Annotated in this window: 18 protein-coding genes; 14 read left to right on the top strand and 4 right to left on the bottom strand. The window is 76.3% G+C overall.

Annotated elements, in window-relative coordinates; all coding sequences use genetic code 11:
- Window positions 1-181: 181 nt before the first annotated feature.
- The 11 genes from SK069_RS09490 (at window position 182) to SK069_RS09440 (ending at window position 15,389) form a co-directional block, all read left to right on the top strand.
- Window positions 182-1,579 carry an MlaD family protein gene (locus SK069_RS09490; RefSeq protein WP_319953975.1) on the top strand — a complete coding sequence of 466 codons (1,398 nt, stop codon included), beginning with the start codon at window positions 182-184 and terminating at the stop codon, window positions 1,577-1,579.
- On the top strand, window positions 1,576-2,940 hold the full coding sequence (locus tag SK069_RS09485) for an MlaD family protein (RefSeq protein ID WP_319953974.1): 1,365 nt from the start codon (window positions 1,576-1,578) through the stop codon (window positions 2,938-2,940). The genes SK069_RS09490 and SK069_RS09485 overlap by 4 nt, the downstream gene beginning before the upstream one ends.
- Window positions 2,937-4,370: an MlaD family protein gene (locus SK069_RS09480; protein WP_319953973.1), complete on the top strand. Its 1,434-nt coding sequence runs from the start codon at window positions 2,937-2,939 to the stop codon at window positions 4,368-4,370. Before SK069_RS09485 ends, SK069_RS09480 begins: the two co-directional genes overlap by 4 nt.
- A complete protein-coding gene (locus tag SK069_RS09475; RefSeq protein ID WP_319953972.1) occupies window positions 4,367-5,890 on the top strand; it encodes an MlaD family protein in 1,524 nt (507 codons plus the stop codon). Before SK069_RS09480 ends, SK069_RS09475 begins: the two co-directional genes overlap by 4 nt.
- Window positions 5,887-7,146, top strand: coding sequence for an MlaD family protein (locus SK069_RS09470; RefSeq protein ID WP_319953971.1), 1,260 nt, complete (start codon window positions 5,887-5,889; stop codon window positions 7,144-7,146). Before SK069_RS09475 ends, SK069_RS09470 begins: the two co-directional genes overlap by 4 nt.
- Window positions 7,146-8,570 carry an MlaD family protein gene (locus SK069_RS09465; protein WP_319953970.1) on the top strand — a complete coding sequence of 475 codons (1,425 nt, stop codon included), beginning with the start codon at window positions 7,146-7,148 and terminating at the stop codon, window positions 8,568-8,570. Before SK069_RS09470 ends, SK069_RS09465 begins: the two co-directional genes overlap by 1 nt.
- A gap of 113 nt (window positions 8,571-8,683) precedes the next feature.
- Entirely contained in the window at window positions 8,684-9,583 is a 900-nt protein-coding gene (locus SK069_RS09460) for a hypothetical protein (protein ID WP_319953969.1), read from the top strand.
- 26 nt (window positions 9,584-9,609) lie between these two features.
- On the top strand, window positions 9,610-10,998 hold the full coding sequence (locus SK069_RS09455) for a cytochrome P450 (RefSeq protein WP_319953968.1): 1,389 nt from the start codon (window positions 9,610-9,612) through the stop codon (window positions 10,996-10,998).
- 619 nt (window positions 10,999-11,617) lie between these two features.
- Window positions 11,618-12,202 (top strand): phosphotransferase family protein, encoded by a 585-nt coding sequence (locus SK069_RS09450; RefSeq protein ID WP_319953967.1) that lies wholly within the window; start codon window positions 11,618-11,620, stop codon window positions 12,200-12,202.
- Complete coding sequence (locus SK069_RS09445; protein WP_319953966.1) at window positions 12,199-14,397, top strand: molybdopterin-dependent oxidoreductase; 2,199 nt, start codon at window positions 12,199-12,201, stop codon at window positions 14,395-14,397. Before SK069_RS09450 ends, SK069_RS09445 begins: the two co-directional genes overlap by 4 nt.
- The gene (locus SK069_RS09440; protein ID WP_319953965.1) at window positions 14,394-15,389 is read left to right on the top strand and encodes an oxygenase MpaB family protein; all 996 of its coding nucleotides are present in this window, start codon (window positions 14,394-14,396) and stop codon (window positions 15,387-15,389) included. The genes SK069_RS09445 and SK069_RS09440 overlap by 4 nt, the downstream gene beginning before the upstream one ends.
- A 77-nt stretch (window positions 15,390-15,466) precedes the next feature.
- On the opposite strand, the gene SK069_RS09435 is transcribed toward SK069_RS09440, so the two are convergent.
- Genes SK069_RS09435 through SK069_RS09425 form a run of 3 tightly spaced genes read right to left on the bottom strand, consistent with a single transcriptional unit; the run spans window position 15,467 to window position 18,378 of the window.
- Window positions 15,467-16,897, bottom strand: coding sequence for a cytochrome P450 (locus SK069_RS09435; RefSeq protein ID WP_319953964.1), 1,431 nt, complete (start codon window positions 16,895-16,897; stop codon window positions 15,467-15,469).
- Between the two features lie 24 nt (window positions 16,898-16,921).
- The gene (locus SK069_RS09430) at window positions 16,922-17,746 is read right to left on the bottom strand and encodes a hypothetical protein (protein ID WP_319953963.1); all 825 of its coding nucleotides are present in this window, start codon (window positions 17,744-17,746) and stop codon (window positions 16,922-16,924) included.
- Window positions 17,743-18,378, bottom strand: a complete 636-nt coding sequence (locus tag SK069_RS09425; RefSeq protein WP_319953962.1) for a TetR/AcrR family transcriptional regulator — start codon at window positions 18,376-18,378, stop codon at window positions 17,743-17,745. Before SK069_RS09425 ends, SK069_RS09430 begins: the two co-directional genes overlap by 4 nt.
- Window positions 18,379-18,849: 471 nt before the next feature.
- Between SK069_RS09425 and SK069_RS09420 the strand changes: the two genes are divergently transcribed.
- The 3 genes from SK069_RS09420 to SK069_RS09410 all read left to right on the top strand — a co-directional run bounded on the left by SK069_RS09420 (window position 18,850) and on the right by SK069_RS09410 (window position 20,869).
- Window positions 18,850-19,608 carry a SigB/SigF/SigG family RNA polymerase sigma factor gene (locus SK069_RS09420; RefSeq protein ID WP_319953961.1) on the top strand — a complete coding sequence of 253 codons (759 nt, stop codon included), beginning with the start codon at window positions 18,850-18,852 and terminating at the stop codon, window positions 19,606-19,608.
- Window positions 19,609-19,735: 127 nt separating this feature from the next.
- A complete protein-coding gene (locus SK069_RS09415; RefSeq protein WP_319953960.1) occupies window positions 19,736-20,203 on the top strand; it encodes a hypothetical protein in 468 nt (155 codons plus the stop codon).
- Between the two features lie 123 nt (window positions 20,204-20,326).
- Window positions 20,327-20,869, top strand: a complete 543-nt coding sequence (locus SK069_RS09410) for a hypothetical protein (protein WP_319953959.1) — start codon at window positions 20,327-20,329, stop codon at window positions 20,867-20,869.
- Here the strand turns inward: SK069_RS09410 and SK069_RS09405 are convergent.
- On the bottom strand, window positions 20,862-21,845 hold the full coding sequence (locus SK069_RS09405; protein ID WP_319953958.1) for an arsenic resistance protein: 984 nt from the start codon (window positions 21,843-21,845) through the stop codon (window positions 20,862-20,864). The two genes, SK069_RS09410 and SK069_RS09405, sit on opposite strands and share 8 nt — an antisense overlap.
- Between the last annotated feature and the right edge of the window lie 78 nt (window positions 21,846-21,923).

The raw sequence follows: 21,923 nt of genomic DNA, 5'->3' as shown, positions 1-21,923 counted from the left end.
GGGCCCGCCCATCCCCCGACTCCCGATCGGCGGATGACGGTGCTGCTGCCACGCCTCGTCTCCCAGGTCGTGCTGGGCCCGCCCATCCCCCGACTCCCGATCGGCGGATGACGGTGCTGCTGCCACGCCTCGTCTCCCAGGTCGTGCTGGGCCCGCCCATCCCCCGACTCCCGATCGGCGGATGAGCCGCGTCGCCGGAGCCAGCCGTCCCGGTCGCCGGGCGCGCCGCGCGCAGACGCGCTCGGCGCTCGTCGCGCTGCTCGCGGTCCTCGCCGTCGCCGCCCTCGCGCTCGCCGCCTGGCCGCGCGGGGGCGGGTACGAGCTGCGCGCGCGGTTCGCGAACGCCAGCCAGCTCGTCGAGCAGGCCGTCGTCCAGGTGGCCGGCCGGCGGGTCGGGACCGTCACGGACCTGCGCCTCGCCGACGACGGGACCGCCGAGGCGACGCTGCGGATCGGCGACGACGCCCTCGCGCCGCTGCACGCGGGCACGCGCGCGGAGATCCGCACCGTCGGGCAGGCCGGCGTCACGAGCCGCTTCGTCGAGCTGAGCCCTGGATCCCGGAGCGCCCCGGAGCTGCCCGACGGCGCCGTCCTGCCGGTGAGCGCGACCCGCGGCGTCGTCGACCTCGACGAGGTCCTGAACGCCGTCGACGCCCCGGCGCGGGCCGACGTGCGCGAGTTCGTGCGCCGCGCCGCGGACGTCTACGCCGGCTCCGGTGCGCGGTCCTTCAACCGCATGCTCGCGCGGCTGGACCCGGCGCTCGCCGAGACGACGCGGCTCTTCGGGGAGCTCGAGGCCGACGGCGAGGACCTCGAGCGGCTGATCGCGCGCGGGGCCACGGCGGCGACGGCGATCGCGCAGCGCCGCCCCGACCTGCGCTCCGCCGTCACCGGCACCGCGCGAGCCCTCGGCGCGGTCGCCGAGCGGCGCGCCGAGCTCGCCGGGATCCTCGACGGGGCCCCCGCGGTGCTCGCGCAGGCCGGCGGGACCCTCGCCGGCGTGTCGCGCACGAGCGCGCGCCTGCGACCGGCGCTGCGCGAGGTGCCCGCCGCGGCCCGCCCGCTGCGCGACGTGGCGACGGCGATCCCGCCGGTGCTCGACCGGGCCACGCCGGTGGTCGGGCAGCTGCGCGGCGAGCTCCCGCGGCTGCGCCGCACGCTCGTGGCGCTCCCCGCCCTGCGCGGACCGCTCGAGGGCGCGCTGACCGACACGGGCGCCGCGCTGGACCGCGGCCTGCCGGTGCTCAAGGGCCTGCGCTACTACGGGCCGGACTTCATCCTCGGCGTCCTCAACGGGCTCGCCGGCGTCGCGGTCGGCAACTACAACGAGCTCGGTCACTACGCGCGGCTCGAGTTCGTGCAGAGCCCGCAGACGCTGCTGGGCGGGGCGCTCTCGCCGCTGCTGCCAACCCTGACCCAGGCGAGCATCCTCGGGATCTTCCGGACCCGCACGCACCTCGACGCGCGCTGTCCCGGCAGCACCGCGCCCCCGGCGCGCGACGGGTCGAGCCCGTGGGTCCCGGACCCGTCGATCTGCGACCCCGCCGACAGCATGCCGGCGTCGGTGAACGAGCCGTGAGCCGCCGCCCGCCGATCGTCCTCGCGGTGCTGGCCGTGCTGGCGGCGCTCGTCGCGATCGCCGTCCGGGGCGGGTCCGACCGACCCGGCGACGTCCGCTTCGACGCGATCTTCGACACCGCGAAGGGCATGGTCCCCGGCCAGCTCCTGAAGGTCGGCGGCGTGCGGGCCGGCACGGTGACGGCGGTCCACGTGACGCCGGACCGAAAGGCCCGGATGAGCTTCCGGATGGAGGCCCGCTACGGGCCGCTGCGCCGCGACGCCCGCTGCCGGATCCTGCCGGAGGGGTTCATCAGCGAGAGCTTCGTCGACTGCGCGCCGGGGCGGACGGGCGCGCCGCTGACCGGCCGCGACGGCCGTCCGCCGACGGTGCCCGTGTCGCGGACGCAGGTCCCCGTGGCGCTGCAGGACGTCGTCGACCTCTTCGCCGTCCCCACCGCGGACCGGATCGGCGCGCTCCTCACCACCCTCGGCGTCGCCACCGCCGGCCGCGGCGAGGACCTCGACGCGCTCCTGCGCCGGGCCAACCCCGCGCTGGCGGACGCCAACGGCGCGCTGGCGATCGTCGACCGGCAGCGCCGGCGCCTCGGCGCGGCCACGACGCAGCTCTCGACCGTCATGGCGCGCCTCGCGCAGGACGACGCCGCGGTCCGGCGGTTCGTCGACCGCGGCGCCGCCGCGGCCACGGTGACCGCCGCGCGGCGCGCGGAGCTGGGGACCGCGGTGCGCCGGCTGCCGGCGACCCTGCGGGCGACGGACGACGGCCTGACCGCGCTGGACCGGACCGCGCGCCGCCTGAGGCCGCTCGTGCGGGACCTGCGCACGAGCGCCCCGGCGCTGCGCCGGATCACGACGACCCTGCCCGCGTTCGCGCACGCCGGCACGCCCGCGCTGCGCGAGCTGCGCGCCGCCGCCCGGCGGGGCGGCCCGGCGCTCGTCGCGATCCAGCCCGTCTTCGACGACCTCCGCGGCGCCGCGGCGCGGCTCGCGCCCACGATCGACCGCGCGCGCCGGCTGCTCATCGACACCCGCGATCGCGGCGGGATCGAGGAGACGCTGCGCCTGCTCTACTCGCTCGCGACGGTCACGGCCCTGCGCGACGACGTCTCCCACATCGTCTCGATCTTCGCGGGCGTCTACCCGCAGTGCATCGTCTCGCGATCGACGCCGGGCTGCAGCCACGCGTACGCCGCGCCGGGCCAGGGCACGGTGCCGGTGAACGTCCCGTCGCGCGGGGCGCAGGAGGCGACGGGGCGGGTCGGCGCGCGGACGCGGATCCCGTCGCCGGACGCGACGCCGGCCCCGGACGCCGACCGCACCGCCACGACCCTGCGGCGCCGGATGCGGGAGCTCGGGCGATGAATCGCGCGCCGCGTCGCCGGCTCGATCCGCGGTGGCGGCTGCTCGCGCTCGGCCTCGCGGGCGTGCTCGCCGCGCTCGCGATCGTCCTCGTCTCCTACCGCGCCAACAGCGGGCTGCCGTTCCAGGGCACGTACCGGATCACCGTCGAGGTGCCCGACGCGCTGCGGCTCGTGCGCAACAACGACGTGCGGATCGCCGGCGTCCGCGCCGGCCGGATCGACCGCGTCGAGGCCGTCCCCGGGAGCCGGGGCACGCACGCGCGGCTGACGCTCGCGCTCGCCACGGACGCCGGACCGCTGCGCGCCGACACCGCGGTGCGCGTGCGCCCGGCCTCGATCCTCGGGACGAACTACCTCGACCTCGTGCCGGGCCGGGCGGGTCGCGAGCTGCCCTCGGGCGCGTCGCTGCCGCTGCGCAACGCGAGCTCGACGGTCGAGCTGACCGACCTCCTCGACGTCTTCGACCGGTCGGCGGGGCGGCGGCTGCAGGCGACGCTCGGCACGCTCGGGGTCGGGCTCGCCGGGCGCGGGCCCGCACTGGGGCAGGCCCTCGGGGCACTGCCACCGCTGCTCGGCGACCTCGGGCGCGTGAGCCGGACCCTCGCCGCACCCGGCACCCGCCTGGGGCCGCTGCTCGTCGCCCTGGACGACGCGACGCGCGCGCTCGCGCCCGTCGCCGGCGAGCTCGCCTCCGCCACCGACGGCGCCGCCGCGACCTTCGACGTGCTCGCGCGCCACGGGAGGGCGCTGGCGGCGACCCTCGTGGCGCTGCCCCCGGCGGAGGCGTCGGTCACCCGCGCCTTCACGCGCCTGCAGCCGGCGCTGGAGGACCTCGACGCGCTCTCCGCCGCGTTGACCCCCGCCGTCGGCCTGCTGCCCGCCGCGGTGCCGGCGATCGACCGCACCCTCGCCCGCGGGGTGCGCCCCCTGCGCGACCTGCGGGCGTTCGCCCCCGTCCTGGGCCGGACGTTCGCGAGCGTCCGGCGGCTCGGGGCCACCGACGGGGTCCGCGGGGCGCTCCAGCACGCCGGCGGCGCGCTGCAGGCCGCCAACGGGACGCTCGAGACGCTGCTGCCCGCGCAGCTGCAGTGCAACGTCATCGGGCTCTGGGCGACGAACTTCGCGTCGACCTTCGGCTCGCTCGGCACCGGGCAGGGACCGGCGCTGGCGAACATCGGCGTCACGCACCTCGGGGCCGACAACGAGCTGCTGCAGAACCCGCGCCCGTCGAAGGACGCCGCGATCAACCTCCTGCCGAACCAGGGCACGGACGAGTGCGAGTCGGGCAACGAGCCCTACGCGGGGCGGCAGGTCCTCGGCAGCCCGCCTGGGCGCCAGTCCGCGCGCACGCGCGAGACCCGCCAGCAGCCGGCGGTCCGCCGGCTCGCCGAGCGCGCCGGGCTCCACGACGACGGCGGAGGCACCCCGTGAGCGCCCCGAGCCCCGCGCGCCGCGCCGCGGCCGCCCGACGCCGTCGCCTCGTCGCCGCGCTGCTCGCGCTCGGCGCCGTCGCCCTCGTGGCGCTCGTCGCCTTCGGCCGCACCGGTCCGCTGAGCCGCGACTACGAGGTGGACGCGATCGTGACGACCGCCAACCAGCTGCGGCCCGGCGCGGCGGTCCGGATCGCGGGGCTCGACGTCGGGCGGCTCGACGCGATCGAGGCCGGTCCCGGCGACACCGCGCGGCTGCGCCTGGCGATCCGGCCCGGCACCCGGATCGGCGCCGACGCCCGGATCCACGTCGCGCCGCGGCTGTTCTTCGAGGGCAACGCCGCGATCCGGATCGACCCGGGATCGCCGGGCGCGCCGCAGATCCGGGCCGGGGCGACGATCCCGCGCTCGCGCACGAGCGTCGCCGTGCAGCTGGACCAGGTCCTCGACGTGCTGACGACGTCCGTCCGCGGCGGCCTGCGGCGCACGACCGGCGAGCTGGCCCGCGCCCTGGGCGGGCGCGGTCGGACCGGGGCCGCCGCGCTGCGCGCGGCGAGCCGCGAGCTCGACGGCGCGCTGCGCGAGGCGACGGTCGCCCAGCGGGCGGTCCGCGGGCGCCGGCCGGGCGACCTGTCGGGCGCGATCGGCGGGAGCGCCGAGGTCGCCACGCAGCTCGCGGCCGATCCCGCCGCGCTGCGCTCGCTCGTCGCGAGCACCGGCCGGGTGATGGGCACGCTCGGCGAGCGCGACCGCCGGCTCTCCGCGAGCCTCGTGCGCCTGCTCGGCGTCGTGCGCGCCGCGCCCGCCACCCTCGCGCAGCTCGATCGCACGCTGCCCGCGGTCGACCGGTTCGCGGTCGCCCTGCGACCGGCGCTGCGGGCGGCACCGGAGCCGCTGCGCCGCACGACCGCCGCGCTCGAGCAGGTGCGCGCCGCGACGGGCCGGGGCGAGCTGCCGGCGACGCTCGCCGCGCTGCGCCCGGTGACGACGGACCTGCCGCCGCTCGCCGCCGCGCTCACCCGCTCGCTGCCGCTGCTGAGCAGCGCGATGCGCTGCGTCGACCGCAACGTCCTCGGCACGCTCGAGCGGGAGGTCCCCGACGGGAAGCTCTCGACCGGACGGCCGGTCTGGCAGGACGCGATGCACATGGGCGCGGCGCTCGCGGGCGCCTCGCCGAACTTCGACGGCAACGGCACGACGATCCGGCTCGGGGTGACCGAGGGCGAGCAGGCGCTCGAGGGCGTGCTGCCCGGCATCGGGACCGTGTCGACCCTCACCCGGGACGACGTCGGGTCGCTCGCGCCCGCGTGGCTCGGCTACGGCGTCTCGCCGCCGTTCCGGCCGGACGTCGCGTGCACGACCCAGGACCTGCCGGACCTCGACGCGCGCTCGAGCGCGCGGCTCCAGGGCCTCCGCCGGACGAGCGCGCCGACGCCGTCGGCGGCCGGGCGCCGCGCCACGCGGGCCGCCGCCCGCGCGCTGCTGGACCGGTCCCCGTTCGAGAGGCGGCGGGGCCGATGACCCGCGCGAGCCTCCGGGCGCTGCTGGTCATCGCGGTGATCGTCGTCGTGGGCGTCGTCGCCGCGGGCTACGTCCTCGTCCAGCAGCGGCTGCCCGTGCCCTTCCGCGACGTCTACGAGGTGCGCGCCTCGCTCGTGGCCGCCGACGGCGTCGCCCCCGGCCTGGGGCAGCCGGTCCAGCTCGCCGGCGTGAAGGTCGGCACGATCACCGAGGCGCGCCTGGAGCGCGGGCGCGCCCTCGTGACGCTCGAGCTCGACCGCGGCGAGGTGCCGCGCGTCTACGCCGACGCCTCCGCGGCGCTGCGACCGGTGACGCCGCTGGACGACATGCGGATCGAACTGGACCCCGGACACCGCTCGGCGGGCCCGCTGCCGCCGGGTGGCCGGATCGACCAGGCGCGCACCGCCACGCCGGCGTCGCTGGACGAGCTGCTCGGCGCGCTGGACGCCGACACCCGCGAGTTCCTCGCGTCGCTCGTCACGAGCCTCGACCAGGGGACGCGGGGACGCGGCGACGACGTGCGCCGCGCCCTGCGGGTCCTCGGGCCGACCGCGGGTCAGGTGCGCCGGATCTCCGCGGCGCTGGCCGACCGCCGGACGGCCGTCGCGCGGCTCGTCGGCGACCTCGCGACGGTGACGCGCGCGGCGTCGCGCGACGACCGCCTCGCCGCGCTCGTGCGGGCCGGCGACCAGACCCTGCGCGCCGTCGCCGCCGAGGACGCGCCGCTGCGCGCGGCGCTCGACCGGCTGCCGGCGACGCTCGGCAGCGCGCAGCGCGTGCTCGGCAGCACCGGGGAGCTCGCCCGCGAGCTGCGCCCGACGCTGCGCGACCTGCAGCCGACGGTCGAGCGGCTGCCGGCGACGCTGCGCGAGCTCGGGTCGTTCTCCGGGGCGCTCGCCACGACGCTGCGCGACGACGTCCGGCCGCTCGTGGGCCGCCTGACGCCGGTGCTCGCCGCCGCGGCGCCCGGGATCGCGCAGCTGCGCACGAGCGCGCCCGACCTGCGCGGCACCCTGCAGACGACGAACGGGCTGCTGAACCAGCTCGCCTACAACCCGCCCGGCGACGACGAGGGCTTCCTCTTCTGGGGCTCCTGGTTCGTCCACAACTGGAACTCGCTCATGAGCACCGCCGACGCGCACGGCGGCATCGGCCGCGCGATGGTCACCGTGAGCTGCACCCAGCTGACCCAGCTCGTCGACCTCGCCCCGCTCTTCCAGCTGCTGCTCGGCAGCCCGAACGCCTGTCCCGGCTGATGGAGACGCAGACCCCCACCCTCCGCCGGCTCCTGCTGCCGATCGGCTTCGCGCTCCTCTGCGCCGTGCTCGCCATCGGCGTGTGGCGCAGCTTCGGCGGATCCGTGCCGCTGCAGCCGCGCGAGTACCGGATCAGCGCGACCTTCCCGCAGGCCTCGAACCTCTTCGCCGAGGCCGACGTCCGCTCGGCGGGCGTCGACATCGGCCGGGTGACGCGCGTGCGACGGGTCGGCGGCCACGCCGAGGTCGAGATGGCGATCGACGCGCAGCGCGCCCCCCTGCGCCGCGGCGCCCGCGCGATCCTCCGCACGAAGACGCTCCTCGGCGAGACGTTCGTCGAGATCGCCCCGGGGGCGCCGCGCGCCCCGCTGATCCGCGACGGCGGTCGCCTGCCGTCCGGCAGCGTGCGGGCGGCCCAGCGCCTCGACGACGTCCTGGAGACGTTCGCGCCGGCGACCCGCCGCGACCTGCGCCGCCTGTTCGCCGGGTCGGCGGCCGCCCTGGCCGGGCGGGAGACGTCGCTCAGCGGCGCGAGCGCCGCGCTCGGGCCGGCGGCCGAGGGCGTCGGTGCGGTGCTCGGGCGGCTCGCCGGTCAGCGGGACCAGCTCGCGCGGCTCGTGGCCGGCAGCGGCGACGTGCTGGCCGCCGTCGGGGAGCGGCAGGGCGACCTGCGCGCCGCGGTGACGGCCGCCGATCGGGTCTTCGCGACGACCCGCTCCCGCGACCGGGCGCTCGGCGCGACGATCGACGCCCTGCCGCCGTTCCTGCGCCGGCTCGAGGCCACCGGCGACGACCTCGCGGCGCTGTCGCCCGAGCTCTCCCGCGCCGCGCGCGGCCTGCGCGCCGCGGCGCCGGCGCTGCCCGCGGCGCTGCGGACGATCGTGCGGGACGCGCCGGCGTTCGAGCGTCTCTTCGTCGAGCTCGCGCCCGTCCTGCGGACCGGGCGCCGCAGCCTCCCGGCGCTCGACGCGATCGCGGATGCCGCGCGCGAGCGGCTCCCGGTCGTCGACGTCGCCGTCCGGCAGCTCGCGCCCGTGCTGCGGCTCCTGGAGGCCAACCGCGACTCCGTCCACGGCGTGCTGGCGAACGTCGGCCAGATCCAGAACGGCACGATGGTCGCCGACGGGGGCCGCGTCATCCACTACGGCAACGGCCTGCCGACGATCTGGAACGAGATCGTCGGCGGCTGGATCAAGCGCCTGCCGACGAACCGGCTCAACCCGTACCCGAAGCCCGGCAGCCTGCGCGACGTCGCGAAGGGCGGGCTGAAGGCGTACGACTGCCGGAACACCGGGAACGTCCTGTACCTGCCCGCGATCGGCCCGGGCGCCCCGCCGTGCGTCGAGCAGGGGCCGTGGACCTTCGACGGCACGAGCGCGTACTTCCCGCGCCTGGAGGAGGACCCGCCGACGATCGATCGCTGAGTCCGCCCCGCCCCGACCGCGCCGGCCGCGCGCCGGTCGTCCCGTCCCGCCCACCAGCGGCCCACTCAGGGCCTCATCTAGCAAGAGTCTTTCCACTTTCCGAGGTGCCCCCGATGTTCCTGACCGACCTGCTGTCCACGTTGCCGATCGCCTCCGGCGTGCCCGTCGAGCGCCCCGGCGACGGCCAGATCCCCGTCGCGCCCGTGCTGGACGCGGATCGGACGTTCGCCTGGGCGATGGTGATCGGCCTCTACGCGGGCTTCGCCGCCGCCGTGGTCTGGGCCGCCGTGGCGTGGCTGCGCGACCGCGAGGGCGTCCCCGCGATCCTCCTCGTCGCGGGCGTGATCGCGGCGAACATCGAGCCGCTCGGCGACCACGTCGGCTCGATCGTCTACGCCCCGAACATCCCGTGGTTCGACTACACGGTGATGGGCCGGCAGATGCCGTCGTTCATCCTCGTCGGGCTCGCCGCCTACGTCGCCTGCGGCAGCTACTACGCGTACCGCATGCTCGCCGCCGGGGCCCCGCTGCGCCGGATCGCCCTCGTCTGCGTCGTCTTCGTCGGGGTGCCGGAGATCCTCATGGAGCTCGCCTGGCACCACTGGCACGTCATCGCCTACTACGGCGACAACCCGACACGGATCCTCGGCATCCCGCTCTACACGATCGTCCAGAACTCGACGCTCCTGCCGGTCTACGGCGTCGCGACGTTCCTCGCGCTGCGCCACCTGGCCGGCGCGCAGCGCCTCTGGCTGCTCGTCCTCGTCCCCACGGTGACGATCGGCTACATCGTCGGCGTCAGCTGGCCCGTCTACCAGGCCGTGCAGTCCTCCGCCCCGGCGCTCGTGACCTGGATCGCCGCGCTGTGGACCTGCGTCGGCTCGGTCTGGATCAGCTGGGCCGCGCTGCACCTGCCGGAGGTCGCGGCGCTGCGCGAGGAGCGCGCCCGCCGCGAGGCCGGCGCCGCCCCGGCGCCCGCGCCCGCGCCCGCCGAGCCGGCCCCGGTGGCCTGACCCGTTCCCCCGACCCCGGAGCTCCCATGTCCTCGATCGCTAACCCGTCCTCCGCCACCACGGGCAGGGGCCTGCCGCTGCCGCCCGGCCCGCACGGCCCGGCGGCCGCCCGGGCCCTGGGGCGGCTCGCGCGCGACCCGTGGCTCGGCCCGCGCGAGCTGCAGCGCCGGTACGGCGACGTCGTGCGCCTGCCGGTGCCGTTCAAGGAGATCGTCCTGCTCGGCCACCCCGACCAGATCGCGCAGGTGAACGTCGCGCACCGCGAGCGCTACGGCCGCTCGGCGATGGTCACCGAGACCATGCGCGTGCAGGGCTCGCCCCACCACGCCTCGTGGTTCGAGGCCGACGACGCCGAGTGGGCGCGCGGCCGGCAGCTGCTGCAGCCGCACTTCACCCAGAAGGCCCTGACGCAGCTCGGCGACCTCTTCACCGCGGCGATCACCGAGCACGTCGACGGGTGGGGCGCGGCCGCCGACGCGGGCACCCCCCTCGAGCTGCACGAGCGGCTGAAGGCCCTCGCCCTGGCGGTCCTCTACAACGCGATGTTCTCGCGACGGATCGCCGCCGAGGAGATGGACCGGCTGCTCGAGGCGCTCGACGCGCGGATGCTCGCCACGACGGTCCGGACCGGCATGTTCCCCCTCCCGGGGTGGGTCCCGCGGCCGAAGCAGCGCGCCGGCGACCGGGCCGACGCGTGGCTCGACGACTACCTCGCGGGGATCATCGCGGACCGCCGCGCCCACCCGACGGGGACGACCGACGTGCTGCGCGTCCTGCTCGACGCCCGCTACGAGGACGGCACCCCGCTCGAGGACCACAAGGTCCGCACGGAGATGCTCTTCCTCGTCATCGGCGGGCACGAGACGACGGCCGCCGGCATGGCGTGGACGTTCGCGCTCCTGGCCCAGCACCCGGAGATCGCCGAGCGGGTCCGCGCCGAGGTCGACGCCCTCGGCGGCGTCCCCGTCGGCCCGCAGCACCTGCCGCAGCTCGAGCTCACCCGCGCGTGCTTCGACGAGGCCTCGCGGTTGCAGGGCAGCCTCGTCATCAACCCGAAGGTCGCCCTGGAGGACGACGAGCTGGGCGGCTACCGGATCCCGAAGGGCGCGACGGTGCTCTGGTCCAACGTCACGCTCCAGCGCGACCCGCGCTTCTGGGGTCCGGACGCCGAGCGGTTCCGTCCCGATCGCTGGCTCGACGGCAGCCCGACGCCGGCGGGGGCCTTCCAGGCGTTCGGCCGCGGGCCGCGGATGTGCCTCGGCAAGCGACTCGCCTACATCGAGGCGGTCGCGACGGTCGCCACGGCGTTCCAGCGCTACCGGTTCAGCGCGCCGCCGGGTTGGGAGATCCGCCACGAGTACCAGATGTCGATGGGCGTCAAGGGCGGCGTCCCCCTGCGACTGGAGCGCCGATGAGCACCACGACGATGACCCGCTGGACCACCCGTGCCCGTGCCGTGCCGGCCCTCGGGACGATCGCCGCGCGCTCGGCGCTCGAGGGCCTGCGTCCCCTGCGCACCGACGACCCGTCCCGCGTGCCCACGCGCGTCGAGGACCTCTCCCCGCGGTGGATGACCGCCGCGCTGCGGCCGGCCGGCGGCGCGCGCGTCGTCGCCGTCGACGTCGCGGGCGGGCACGACGGCACGACGAGCCGCCGGCGACTGCGGCTGCGCTGGGATCGCGACCCCGCGGCGCTCGGCCTGCCGGAGACGGTCTTCACGAAGTCGGCCCGTGGCGCGTTCCAGCGGATCACCCAGGCGATCTCCGGCCTCGTCGAGGCCCGCTTCTACGTCGAGCTGCGACCGGAGCTCGACGTCGACGCGCCGCGCTGCCTCCACGGCGCCTGGGACCCGCGGCGGATGACCTCGGTCGTCGTCCTGGAGGACCTCGTCGCGACCCGCGGCGCGACCTTCCTCGATCCGACGAGCGACGTCACGCGCGCCGACGCCGAGCAGGTCGTCCGCACCCTGGCGACCCTCCATGGGACCTTCGCGGGGCGCCCGAGCCCGGCGGGCTTCAAGACGTACGTCCGGCAGTGGGACGACGCGCACGCGCTCGTCGACATCGCCACGCCGTTCCGGCGCTGCTGGAGACGTGCGGCGATCTCGTCGACCCGGCCGTCCGCCGGGACCCGGCCCGCTCGTGGTCGGCGTTCCTCGCCTCGGTCCAGCGGCACCACGACGTCGCGCCGACGGTCCTGCACAACGACGTCCACCTCGGCAACTGGTTCCGCGACGCGACGGGGCGCCTCGGTCTCTGCGACTGGCAGGCGGTCGTGCTCGGCGACGGCGCGCGGGACGTCGCCTACGCCCTGTCGACGGTGCTGCGGGTCGAGGACCGCCGGCGGTGGGAGGACGACCTGCTCGACCTCTACCGCGACGAGCTCGCCGCGCGGGGCGGCCCGCGGATCGACGCGGACGCGCTGCGCATCCGCTACCGCCAGCAGCTGTGGGGCGCCCTGGCCTTCTGGGCGCCGACCTACCACCCGCCGCGGCTCATGCCCGGCGACATGCAGCCGCGGGCGATCTCCGGCGAGATGCTGCGGCGGATCAGCGCGGCCCTCGTCGACCACGACGCGTTCGCCGCCCTCGACGCCCGGGCGCAGGGGGCCGGGCGATGACCGGCGGGCGCGCCGCGGCGCCCGAGCAGCGCCGGACGACCTACTGCCGCATCTGCGAGCCGAACTGCGGGCTCGTCGCGACGGTCCAGGGAGACCGCCTGCTGCAGCTGCGTCCGGACAAGGAGCACCCCCTGACGCGGGGGTTCGCCTGCCCCAAGGGCATCGCGATGACCGCGGTCCAGAACGACCCGGACCGGCTCGAGCGACCGCTGCGGCGCCGTGCCGACGGCAGCGGCTTCGACGAGATCTCGTGGACGACGGCGATCGCGGAGATCGGCGTGCGCCTGCGCGGGATCCGCGACCGCCACGGACAGGGCGCCATCGGCGGGTACATGGGCAATCCGGCGGCGTTCTCCTCCTCCCACATGCTCTGGTTCAAGGGCTTCATGGACGCCCTCGGGACGCGGCACTTCTACTCGGCGTCCTCGCAGGACACCTCGAGCCGGTTCGTCGCGTCGCAGGCCCTCTACGGCTCGCCGCTGGCCGTGCCGGTGCCCGACCTGGCCCACACCGACCTGCTGCTCGTCATCGGGGCGAACCCCTGGGTCTCGCACGGGTCGCTCATCTCCGGAGGGGACGTCCGGCGCGAGCTCACGGGCATCGCCGAGCGCGGCGGGCGCGTGGTCATCGTGGACCCGCGGCGGACGGAGACCGCTCGGCGCTTCGAGCACCTCGCCGTGCTCCCGGGCGGCGATCCGTGGCTGCTGCTCTCGCTCCTGCAGGTGATCCTCTCCGAGGAGCTGGAGGACCGCGTCGCGCTGGCGCGAGCGAGCACCGGCGCGGCGCGCCTGCGCGAGCTCGTCGCGCCGTTCTCGCCGGAGCGGACGGCGGAGCGGTCGGGGATCGACGCCGGCGCCGTCCGTGAGCTCGCGCGGGCGCTGGCCCGGGCGCCCCGCGCCGCGGTGTACGGCCGCGTCGGCGCCTGCACCGGTCCGCACGGGACGCTCGTCAACCTCCTGCTCGACACGCTGAACGTCGTCACCGGCAACTTCGATGCCCGCGGGGGCGCGTTGTTCCCCGAGGCGCCGATCGACACCTACGGTCCCGCGCGCAAGGCGGGCCTGGACACCTACGACACGTACCGCTCGCGGATCGGCGACTACCCCGAGGTGCTCGGCACCCTGCCGGCGGCGGTGCTGCCCGACGAGATCACGACCCCCGGCCCCGGCCGGCTGCGCGCGCTCGTCGTGTCGAGCGGCAACCCGATCCTCAGCTGCCCGGGCGGCGGACGCCTGCGGGCGGCGCTGGAGGACCTCGAGCTGCTCGTCTCGCTCGACCTGTACCTCACGGAGACGAACCGCTTGGCCGACTACGTGCTGCCGACGACGACGTTCCTGGAGCGCGACGACCTGATCCTGAACATGCTGCCCTACCAGCTGCAGCCGTTCCTCCAGTGGACCGATGCCGTCGTGCCGCCGCGTGGCGAGTGCCGCGAGGAGTGGGAGATCCTCCGCGACCTCGCCGCCGAGCTCGACCTCGTCCCCGTCAGCTCACGGGCGCTCCGACGGCTCGGGCGCGTCGGTCGCCGTCTCACGCCCCGCCTCCTCGTGGACCTGCTCCTGCGAACGGGCCCGGTCGGCGACCGCTTCGGCCTGCGGCGTGGGGGGTGGAGCGTCGCGAAGCTCCGGCGTCGGCCCCACGGCGTGGTCCTCGGCGAGGGGATGCCGACCGGGATGCGGGGTCGGCGGGTCGCCCACCCCGGGGGGCTCGTCGACATCGCGAGCCCGGCGCTCGAGCGCGGGCTCGTCCGGCTGCGCGAGACCGCGACCGATCCGGCGTACCCGTTGCGACTGTTCGGTCGCCGCGAGCTGCGCTCGATCAACAGCTGGATGCACAACGTCGAGAAGCTCCAGCCGCGGCTCGAGGAGCCCGAGCTGCTCGTGCACCCCGGGGACCTCGCGGCGCTCGGCGCACGGTCGGGCGAGCGGGTGATGCTGCGCTCGTCCGCCGGCGCGCTGTCGGTCGCCGTGCGCGCGTCGGAGGACGTCCGCCGCGGCGCGGTCTGCATGCCGCACGGGTTCGGGCACGGCACCGGGGGGTGGCAGCGGGCGAACGCGCTGGGCGGCCCGAACGTCAACGCCCTCATCGCCACCGGCCCGGGATCGGCGGAGCCGCTCTCCGGCATGACCGTCACGAACGGGGTCCCGGTGCGGCTCGAGCGCCTCGCGGCCGGCGGCTCGGGAGCGCTGGCATGAGCAGCTCGCCGCGGTCGGCCGCGACCTGGGCGCTCGGGCCCGGGGCGGTGAGCTGGAAGGTCCTGCGCAACCCGGCGGTGTTCGTCGTCGCGCTGCTGCGCGAGGGCCTGCTCCTGACGCTGCACCCGCCGTTCGCGGCGGCGGCCGTCGACCACGACCGCGTCCATCAGGACCCCGTCGCGCGGTACCGGACGATCGCCCGCTATGCGTACTCGACGGTCTACGGGACGCCGGCGGAGGCCGAGCGCGTCGCGGGATTCGTCCGGCGCAACCACGTGCGGGTCGTCGGGATCGAGCCGGTCTCCGGCGCGCCCTACCAGGCGCATTCGCAGTACGAGCTCTCGCTCACCCAGGCGCTGCTGACGGACTCCTGGATCGCGTCGTACGAGCTGCTCGTCGGGCCCCTCGCCGACGCCGAGCGGGACGGGTTCGTCGCCGAGCAGCGCGTCGCCGGTGCGTTGCTCGGCGTCCCGCCCGAGCACCTGCCCGCGACCGCCGCGCAGCTGCAGCGGTACATCGCGGTCGCGCGCAGGCGATGGGCGGCGGGCGACCAGGCGCGGGAGATCCTGCGGCCGTTCACGATGGGCGAGTACCCGGCGGGGTCGGTGATCGGCGAGCTGCCGCCGCTCCGGCGGCTCCTCGTCGGTCGGGCGATCCGGGGCCTGACCGACGTCGCGCTGCTGACGATGGACCCGGCCGACCGCGAGCTGCTCTCGCTCCCGCGCAGACCGGAGCTGCGCTCGCCCCGCGCCGTCCGCGCCTCGGCCCGGCTCCTGGCGGCCGGGCTCGGCAGCCCGCGGGGCGTCGCGGCGTGGGAGCGGTTCATGAAGGCCGACGTGGCCGCGATCGTCCGCCGGGCCCGCGACGCGGAGCACCGGGCCGGCGGCCACGAACGGGCCGCGCGGACGTTCGCGTGCCCGGACCCGTCGGCGTTCGTGGCGCCGATCGACGACCTGGTCGCCAACTGGCGTCCCGAGGTCCTGGCGGACTGACGGCGCCCCGCCCCGCCCCGCCCCGCAACGCGCCCCGGCGGGCCCGGCCGGGTCGGGCCCGCCGCGACGGGCGCGCGCTAGGCGGTCGGCCCGACCCCGGGCGCGTGCCGCGGGTGCAGCGTCACGGGGCAGCCGCCCTTCATCCCGGTCGAGATGTGGAACTGGTGCCGGGGCACGAACCCCGGCGCGAGGCGGAAGCGGTAGCGGCGCCGCGCGGTCACGATGGCGAAGGCCGCCTCCATGTACGCCAGGCGCATGCCCATGCACTTGCGGGGACCGAGCCCGAACGGGATGAAGGCGCCCTTGTGGATCTCGTCGCGGGCGAAGCGGCGCGGGTCGAACCGCTCCGGGTCGCGCCAGTGCCGCGGGTCGCGGTGCAGGGCGTAGGGCGAGATCCAGACGATCGATCCGGCGGGGATCCGGTACCCGCCCAGCTCGGTGTCCTGCAGCGGCGTGCGGCTGAACATCGGGCCGCCCTGCAGCCGCTGCGCCTCGTCGAAGACCGCGTGGAGGTACGGCAGGCGGTCGAGGTGCTCCGCGGTCAGCGGCGCGTCGCCCAGCGCGTCGATCTCGGCGTCGAGCGTCGCGGCGACGTCGGGGTGCAGGTCGACCATCGCCGTCGTCCACGAGAGCGCGGAGGCCGTCGTCTCGAAGCCGCCGAAGACGATCCCGAAGAGCTCGCTGCGCAGCTCCTCGTCGGTCATCGCCGCGCCGTCCTCGTCCCGGATCTCCAGCAGCATCTGCAGGATGTCGGAGCCGCCCTCCGGCAGGGGATCGCGGCGACGCTCGCGCACCATCCGGTCGAGGAAGTCGTGGATCCAGCGGATGGCCCGCTCGCCCCGCCGCCGGTAGGGCAGCGGGAGGCCCGCGGGCGCGTTCGTGGCGATCATCTTGACCGCCGCGTAGTAGGCGAACGTCCGGAACGCGACCACGGCCTCGTCGATCGTGCGCTCGTCAAGCCGGGTCGTGAACATCGAGCGCAGCAGCACCGACATCGTGACGTCGCTCCACGGCCCGTCGAGGTCGACCGGCCGCCCGGTGCCGACGTGCGCGTCCCAGCGGTCGATCCGCTCGGTGATCGCGTCGCGGACGAGCGGCGCCACCGTCTCGAGCTGCTTCGCGCCGAACTTCGGGCTCAGGAGTCGCCGCATCCGCTTCCACGGCTCGCCGTCGGAGACCGGCAGCGGCAGGTGGTGCTCGCTGCTGAAGAGGGCGTAGTTCATCTCGCCCTTGCCGTAGTCGGTCGCCCGGCGGTTGAAGACCTCGACGACGAGGTCGGGGTCGGAGACGAGGACGAGCTCGGCCGTGCCGGGCACCGGGACCCGGACGACGTCGCCGTAGCGCGCTCGCAGCCGCTCGGGTGCGCGGTAGATGTCGCGCACGAGCAGCGGCAGCGCGCCGACGAGCGGCAGTCCTCGAGGTCCCGGCGGCGGCGTGGCGGCCGAGGGGCGCGACGAGCCGCCGCCGTGGTCGACGGGGCAGCGGGCCGCGGTGGCGGTGGGGTGCATGGGGTCCTCCGTCGACCGGGCCGCTCAGGCGGCGACCGGTGCGTGCGGGTCGGGGGCCGGGGAGCGGGCGTCGGCGTCGCTGCGCGTCCGCACGTCGAACGCGAGGCGCAGCAGCGCCAGCGGGAAGGCGGCGTTCATCGCGGCGGCCAGGACCCCGAGCGCGAGGAACGGCGCGGTCGCCATGCCGCCGTGCAGGGCGAGGTACGCCGGCCAGGTGCAGAGCAGCGCCACGGCGTAGTAGCAGCCGGGGATCACCGGCAGGAAGAGCAGCGACCGCCAGCCGCGGAGGTACGGCGCGGCGAGCGTCACGATCGACGCCATGAACACGTAGAGGAACGCGTTCTGGACCATGCTCGTGAACGGCAGGCCGAAGACCCGCGTGGGGTTGTCGCCGTAGTACTCGAAGACGTTCGCCTGGATGGCCATGATCTCCAGCGGCCAGTCGATGACGCCGGCGACGACCGCGATCGCGACGATCCGCCCGAACGACGCGCCGCCGACGATCTGCCGGTGCAGGTACCAGGTGAAGATCGAGAACATCGCCCCGATCCCCAGCGCGCTGACCGGGATCACGCGGCCGGCGAGCGTGTAGAGCTCGCCCGGCGCGTCGGCGGCGTATTGGAAGCCGAGGATCGCGTCGATGAACGGCTCGTTCGGGAGCCACGCCGTCGCGCTGACGAGCAGCACCACGGGCAGCGCGGTGCGCAGCCGGACGGCGTCCCGCAGCGCGAGGGCGACCGAGCAGGCGACCATGAGGAACGTCGCGCCCGCGAAGATCCAGAAGACGGTCGGATCGGCGCCCGTCAGCGGGCCGGCCGGCGTCAGGAACCCCGACTGCCCGGGCATCATGCGGCCTCCACGGCGGCGCGGACGACGGTGTCGGCGAGCGCGCGCAGCCCGTCGGGGCCGGGCGCCAGCAGCGCGCTCTCGCGGGTGAGGAAGAACGACGTGCTGAGCCGCACGACGACCTCGGCGCGCCGATGGGCCAGCGCGTCGGTCCCGTCGCCGGGGCCCAGGACGGCCGCCAGCGCGGCACGGGCGGCGGCGATCCACGGCGCGCCGCGGTCGGCGAGGTGGGGGACGAGCGCCCCCGGCTCCTCGGCCAGCAGGTGCGAGGCGAGCGGGTGCTCCCACGCGGTCCGCACCCCGACGGCGAACGCCTCCACGGCGCGGTCGACCGGATCGTCGACCCCCTCGAGCGCCGCGGCGAGCGACGTGAAGAACCGCCGCATCTCCCGGACGAGGATCCGTCGCAGCAGCAGGTCCTTGCTGCCGAGGCGACGGTAGGCGGTCGGACGCGAGACGCCGGCCCGCCGGGCGATGTCGGTGAGCGAGGTCCGCGCCACCCCGTAGCGCGCGAACTCGGCGGTCGCGACGTCGAGGAGCGCCTCGAGGTCGCCCTCGGCGGGCGACGCGGCGAGGAGCTCTGCCGCCGACAGCGGCGGTGCGTCGGCGGGCTCGGTGGGGGGTGGTGCAGGCATCGGGTCTCGACTCGCTCGTCGCGGGGCGCTGGTGATACGAGGAGACGCTATCGTCTCATCGTCGACTTTGGCAAGGAGCTTGCTCGATCCGCCGCGGGCGCGTGGTCGCCGCGGCCCGTCCCCCCGGCGGGAGGGCGCCCGGGCTCGCCCCGCGCACGACCGGCCGGGCGCGCAGCGTCGCGTCGATCGAGCCGCTTCGCGACCGTGCGTTTGCGCTCTCCGGGAAGGGGTACTGTGGGCGCGACGGCCGACGTGGGGGACCGCGTCGATCGTCGTTCGTCGTCGGCGGCCTACAGGTCGACGCAGGGCGCACGGCTCGCGCAGCGGGCCCTCGCGCTGGGCGCGACCGCCATGTCCGTCCCGGACGCCGACGGCAGGCATAGAGGTGGTTCGCCCCTCGGATCGTTGCGTTCCCCCCGCTTCGGTCGATGGGGCTCCCGGTTCGCGTTTCCCGAACAGGAGGACCCCCCGGTGTCCGATCACAAGAAGGTCGACCTGGCGCTGCTGCGCCGGTATCAGGAGCAGGGCGACGAGGCGGCGCGCGACGAGCTCGTGCGCCGTGCGATGCCGCTGGTGCGCTCGTGCGCCCGGCGGTACGAGCGACGCGGCGAGCAGCTCGAGGACCTCGTCCAGGCGGGCTGCGTCGGGCTCGTCAAGGCGATCGAGCGCTTCGACCTCGAGAGCGGCGTGACGTTCTCGACGTTCGCCGTGCCGAACATCACGGGCGAGATCAAGCGGCACTTCCGCGACAGCTGCTGGGCGGTGCACGTGCCGCGGGCGATGAAGGAGCTCGACGCCCGCGTGCACCGCACCCGCGAGCGGTTCGAGCACGAGCGGGGCCGCCCCGCGACCGACGAGGAGCTCGCGCGGCTGCTCGAGGTGACCGTCGAGGAGGTCCAGGACGCGGTCCGGGCGGGCGCCGCGTACCGCTCGCGGTCGCTCGAGGGCGAGGCCGGCGAGGCGCGCATCATGCTCGAGACCCTCGGGCAGGAGGAGCCGGGCTTCGACACCGTCGAGGACCAGCTGCTCGTCCGCGACGCGCTCGCGACGCTCACGCCCCGCGAGCGGCGGATCCTCTTCATGCGCTTCCACCGCGACATGTACCAGCGGGAGATCGCCGAGCGGATCGGCGTCTCCCAGATGCAGGTCTCGCGGCTCCTCCGCCAGGCGCTGGACAAGCTCGCGGCCCGTGCGGCGCGGCCCGAGCGCGAGGCGCTCGTGGCGGGCTGACGTCGCGTCGCCCGGCGCGTGGACGCCCACGCGCCGCGTCGCCGTCGTCCGGTCCGGCCCTCCCAGGGGAGGCGCCGGGCCGGGTGGCGCTGCGCCGCTCCCCGGTCCGACGTGGGATCGTGGCGCGATGGCATCGGCCGAGATCCGCGCGGCGATCACCGCGAGCACCCGCGTGGCCGAGGAGCTGCCCGAGCCCGACCGCTCCCTGCACCTGTCGGCGGCCCATGTCCTGCAGGCGGCCGCGAGCGGTCCGCTGCGCGTCGGGGAGCGCTCGCCCGAGGCGTCCGCGGCGGCGGTGCGCGCGGTCCTCGACGCCTCCGCCGCGCGCCATCAGGATCCCAGCGAGCTGCCCACGACCGCCCTCCTGCGCGCGCTCGGCGAGCTGCTCGGGGACGTGACCCACGATCGCGGCGCGCTGGACCGGTTGCAGCACTTCCACCTCTGCGTCGCGTCGCACCTGGCGATCGGCTACTGCGACGCGACCGGGCGGCCCCGGATCAGCGAGGTGTCGTTCTCCGACGACGCCTACGTCGAGCGCGCGCACGGGAACCTCGGTCGCCACCGGATCCGCTGGCCCTGGAGCCGGCGCGGCTGAGCCGCGATCCGGCGCCCGGCGCCCGGCGCCGGCGGCCGCGCGTGGCGTCTCGCCACGGCCGACGCCCGATCGTCGTGCGACGGCCCCCCTGTCCATCCGTCCGCCGTCCTTGATAATGGACGCATGGATCACTACCGATCAGCGGCCGTCGACGCGCTGGCGGAGGCCCCCGCGGTCACCGGCGGGCCCGCCGACGATCCCGTCGTCGTCGCCGAGCCGCTCCCGGGCCTGACGGTCCGCGTCGCGCCGACGGCGGTCGAGGTCGAGATCGATCGCTCGATCGCGACGGTGCACGTCGACGCGCTGCCGGAGGTCGTCGGCGCCCTGCGCGGCGCCGCGCGGTACCGGGAGGAGCTCGGCATCCAGTTCGCGGGCGTCCAGCGGTGGTGGGCGCCGGGCAGCCGGCAGGACGAGCGCGGGCGACCGATCGGACTGTGCCTCGAGGATCCGGACGACGGTCGCCTCGCGCTCGTGGTGGTGCGCGCGGAGGTCGCCGGCCTGGACGACGACCTGCCGAGCGAGGCGTGGTTCAGCGAGGCCGAGTGCCGCTCCCACCGCCGCGACGGCCAGGTCGTCTCGCGGCTCGTCCTGACGCTGCCGCGGGCGCTCGCGCTCGCGGCGACGCTGAGCGAGCACCACGGCCGCCCGGCCCCCTCCGTCAGCTGACCGGGCCCGGTCGCGCCGGCACGAGCCGCGGCACGAGCCGGACGCAGGCCACCATCCCGAGGACCTCGACGAGGGTCTGCGTCACGATCACCGCGGCGGTCAGCGCGTACCCGTCGGGCAGCGCGAGCGCGAGCGGCAGCACGACGAGCGAGTTCCGGGTCGCTCCGCTGAGGACGAGCGCCCGGGCCTCCGGGGCGTCGAGCCGCAGCAGGCGCGCGACGCCGGCGCCGACAGCGAGCATGACGACGAGGAACGCGACGTACAGCGGGACGACGCCCGCGACCGCGTCGAGGTCGTCCTGCACGCGGGGCCACTGCGACGCGACGACGACGAGCAGCGTGGCGGCCATGAGGAGCACCGGCGTGCGCTCGGCGCCGCTCCGGACCCGCGCGCCGCGGCGGGAGCGCGCGGCCCAGGCCTGCGTGGCCCCCGCGAGCGCGAGCGGCACGACGATGAGGAGCAGGAATGCCTCGACGAACGGGCCCGGCTCGACGACGGCGGAGAGCTCGCCGCCGAGGAACAGCCACAGGTAGAGCGGCAGCAGCGCCATCTGCGCGAGCAGGAGCAGCGGCGCCGCGGCCAGCAGCCGTCGGTGGCTGCCGCCGGCCAGGCGGGTGAAGACGATGACGTAGTCGACGCAGGGCGTGAGCAGCACGAGCAGGACGCCGAGCTCGACGGCGGTGCCGCCCGGCGCCAGCTGCGCCAGGCCCCACGCGAGCGGCGGCACGAGCACGAAGTTCGAGACGAGCGCCGCGACGAGGAACCGCCGGTCCGCGAGCGCGTCCCGCAGCGCGGTGAGCGGGACCGGCAGGAAGGTCACGAGCAGCAGCGCGCCGAGGACGGGCCAGAGCGCCGCGCCGAGCACGCGCTCGAGCCCCGGGGCCAGCGTCCCGAGGAGCGCGCCGACCGCCAGCGCGCACAGGTACACCGGGACCTGGTGCCGCTCGAGCCGGTCGGCGCGGGCTGCGGTGAGCACCGGACGAGGGTAGGGCGCTCGGGCTCCTGCTGCTCACCGCACTGCGCCGAGAGGCGCCGTTGCTCGCGAACCTGGCGC

It is taken from the genome of Patulibacter brassicae (assembly GCF_033949425.1).
Taxonomy (GTDB): Bacteria; Actinomycetota; Thermoleophilia; order Solirubrobacterales; family Solirubrobacteraceae; genus Patulibacter; species Patulibacter brassicae.
The sequence above is the reverse complement of the archived record's forward strand: the minus strand, read 5'-3'. Positions and strand labels throughout refer to the sequence as shown.

Bases quoted from the DNA above. Each gene is read 5' to 3' on its own strand.
- SK069_RS09410 (WP_319953959.1), top strand. From the start codon at position 20,327: ATGGATCACTACCGATCAGCGGCCGTCGACGCGCTGGCGGAGGCCCCC.
- SK069_RS09440 (WP_319953965.1), top strand. From the start codon at position 14,394: ATGAGCAGCTCGCCGCGGTCGGCCGCGACCTGGGCGCTCGGGCCCGGG.
- SK069_RS09455 (WP_319953968.1), top strand. From the start codon at position 9,610: ATGTCCTCGATCGCTAACCCGTCCTCCGCCACCACGGGCAGGGGCCTG.
- SK069_RS09435 (WP_319953964.1), bottom strand. From the start codon at position 16,897: ATGCACCCCACCGCCACCGCGGCCCGCTGCCCCGTCGACCACGGCGGC.
- SK069_RS09480 (WP_319953973.1), top strand. From the start codon at position 2,937: ATGAATCGCGCGCCGCGTCGCCGGCTCGATCCGCGGTGGCGGCTGCTC.
- SK069_RS09430 (WP_319953963.1), bottom strand. From the start codon at position 17,746: ATGATGCCCGGGCAGTCGGGGTTCCTGACGCCGGCCGGCCCGCTGACG.
- SK069_RS09460 (WP_319953969.1), top strand. From the start codon at position 8,684: ATGTTCCTGACCGACCTGCTGTCCACGTTGCCGATCGCCTCCGGCGTG.
- SK069_RS09425 (WP_319953962.1), bottom strand. From the start codon at position 18,378: ATGCCTGCACCACCCCCCACCGAGCCCGCCGACGCACCGCCGCTGTCG.
- SK069_RS09445 (WP_319953966.1), top strand. From the start codon at position 12,199: ATGACCGGCGGGCGCGCCGCGGCGCCCGAGCAGCGCCGGACGACCTAC.
- SK069_RS09490 (WP_319953975.1), top strand. From the start codon at position 182: ATGAGCCGCGTCGCCGGAGCCAGCCGTCCCGGTCGCCGGGCGCGCCGC.
- SK069_RS09465 (WP_319953970.1), top strand. From the start codon at position 7,146: ATGGAGACGCAGACCCCCACCCTCCGCCGGCTCCTGCTGCCGATCGGC.
- SK069_RS09470 (WP_319953971.1), top strand. From the start codon at position 5,887: ATGACCCGCGCGAGCCTCCGGGCGCTGCTGGTCATCGCGGTGATCGTC.
- SK069_RS09415 (WP_319953960.1), top strand. From the start codon at position 19,736: ATGGCATCGGCCGAGATCCGCGCGGCGATCACCGCGAGCACCCGCGTG.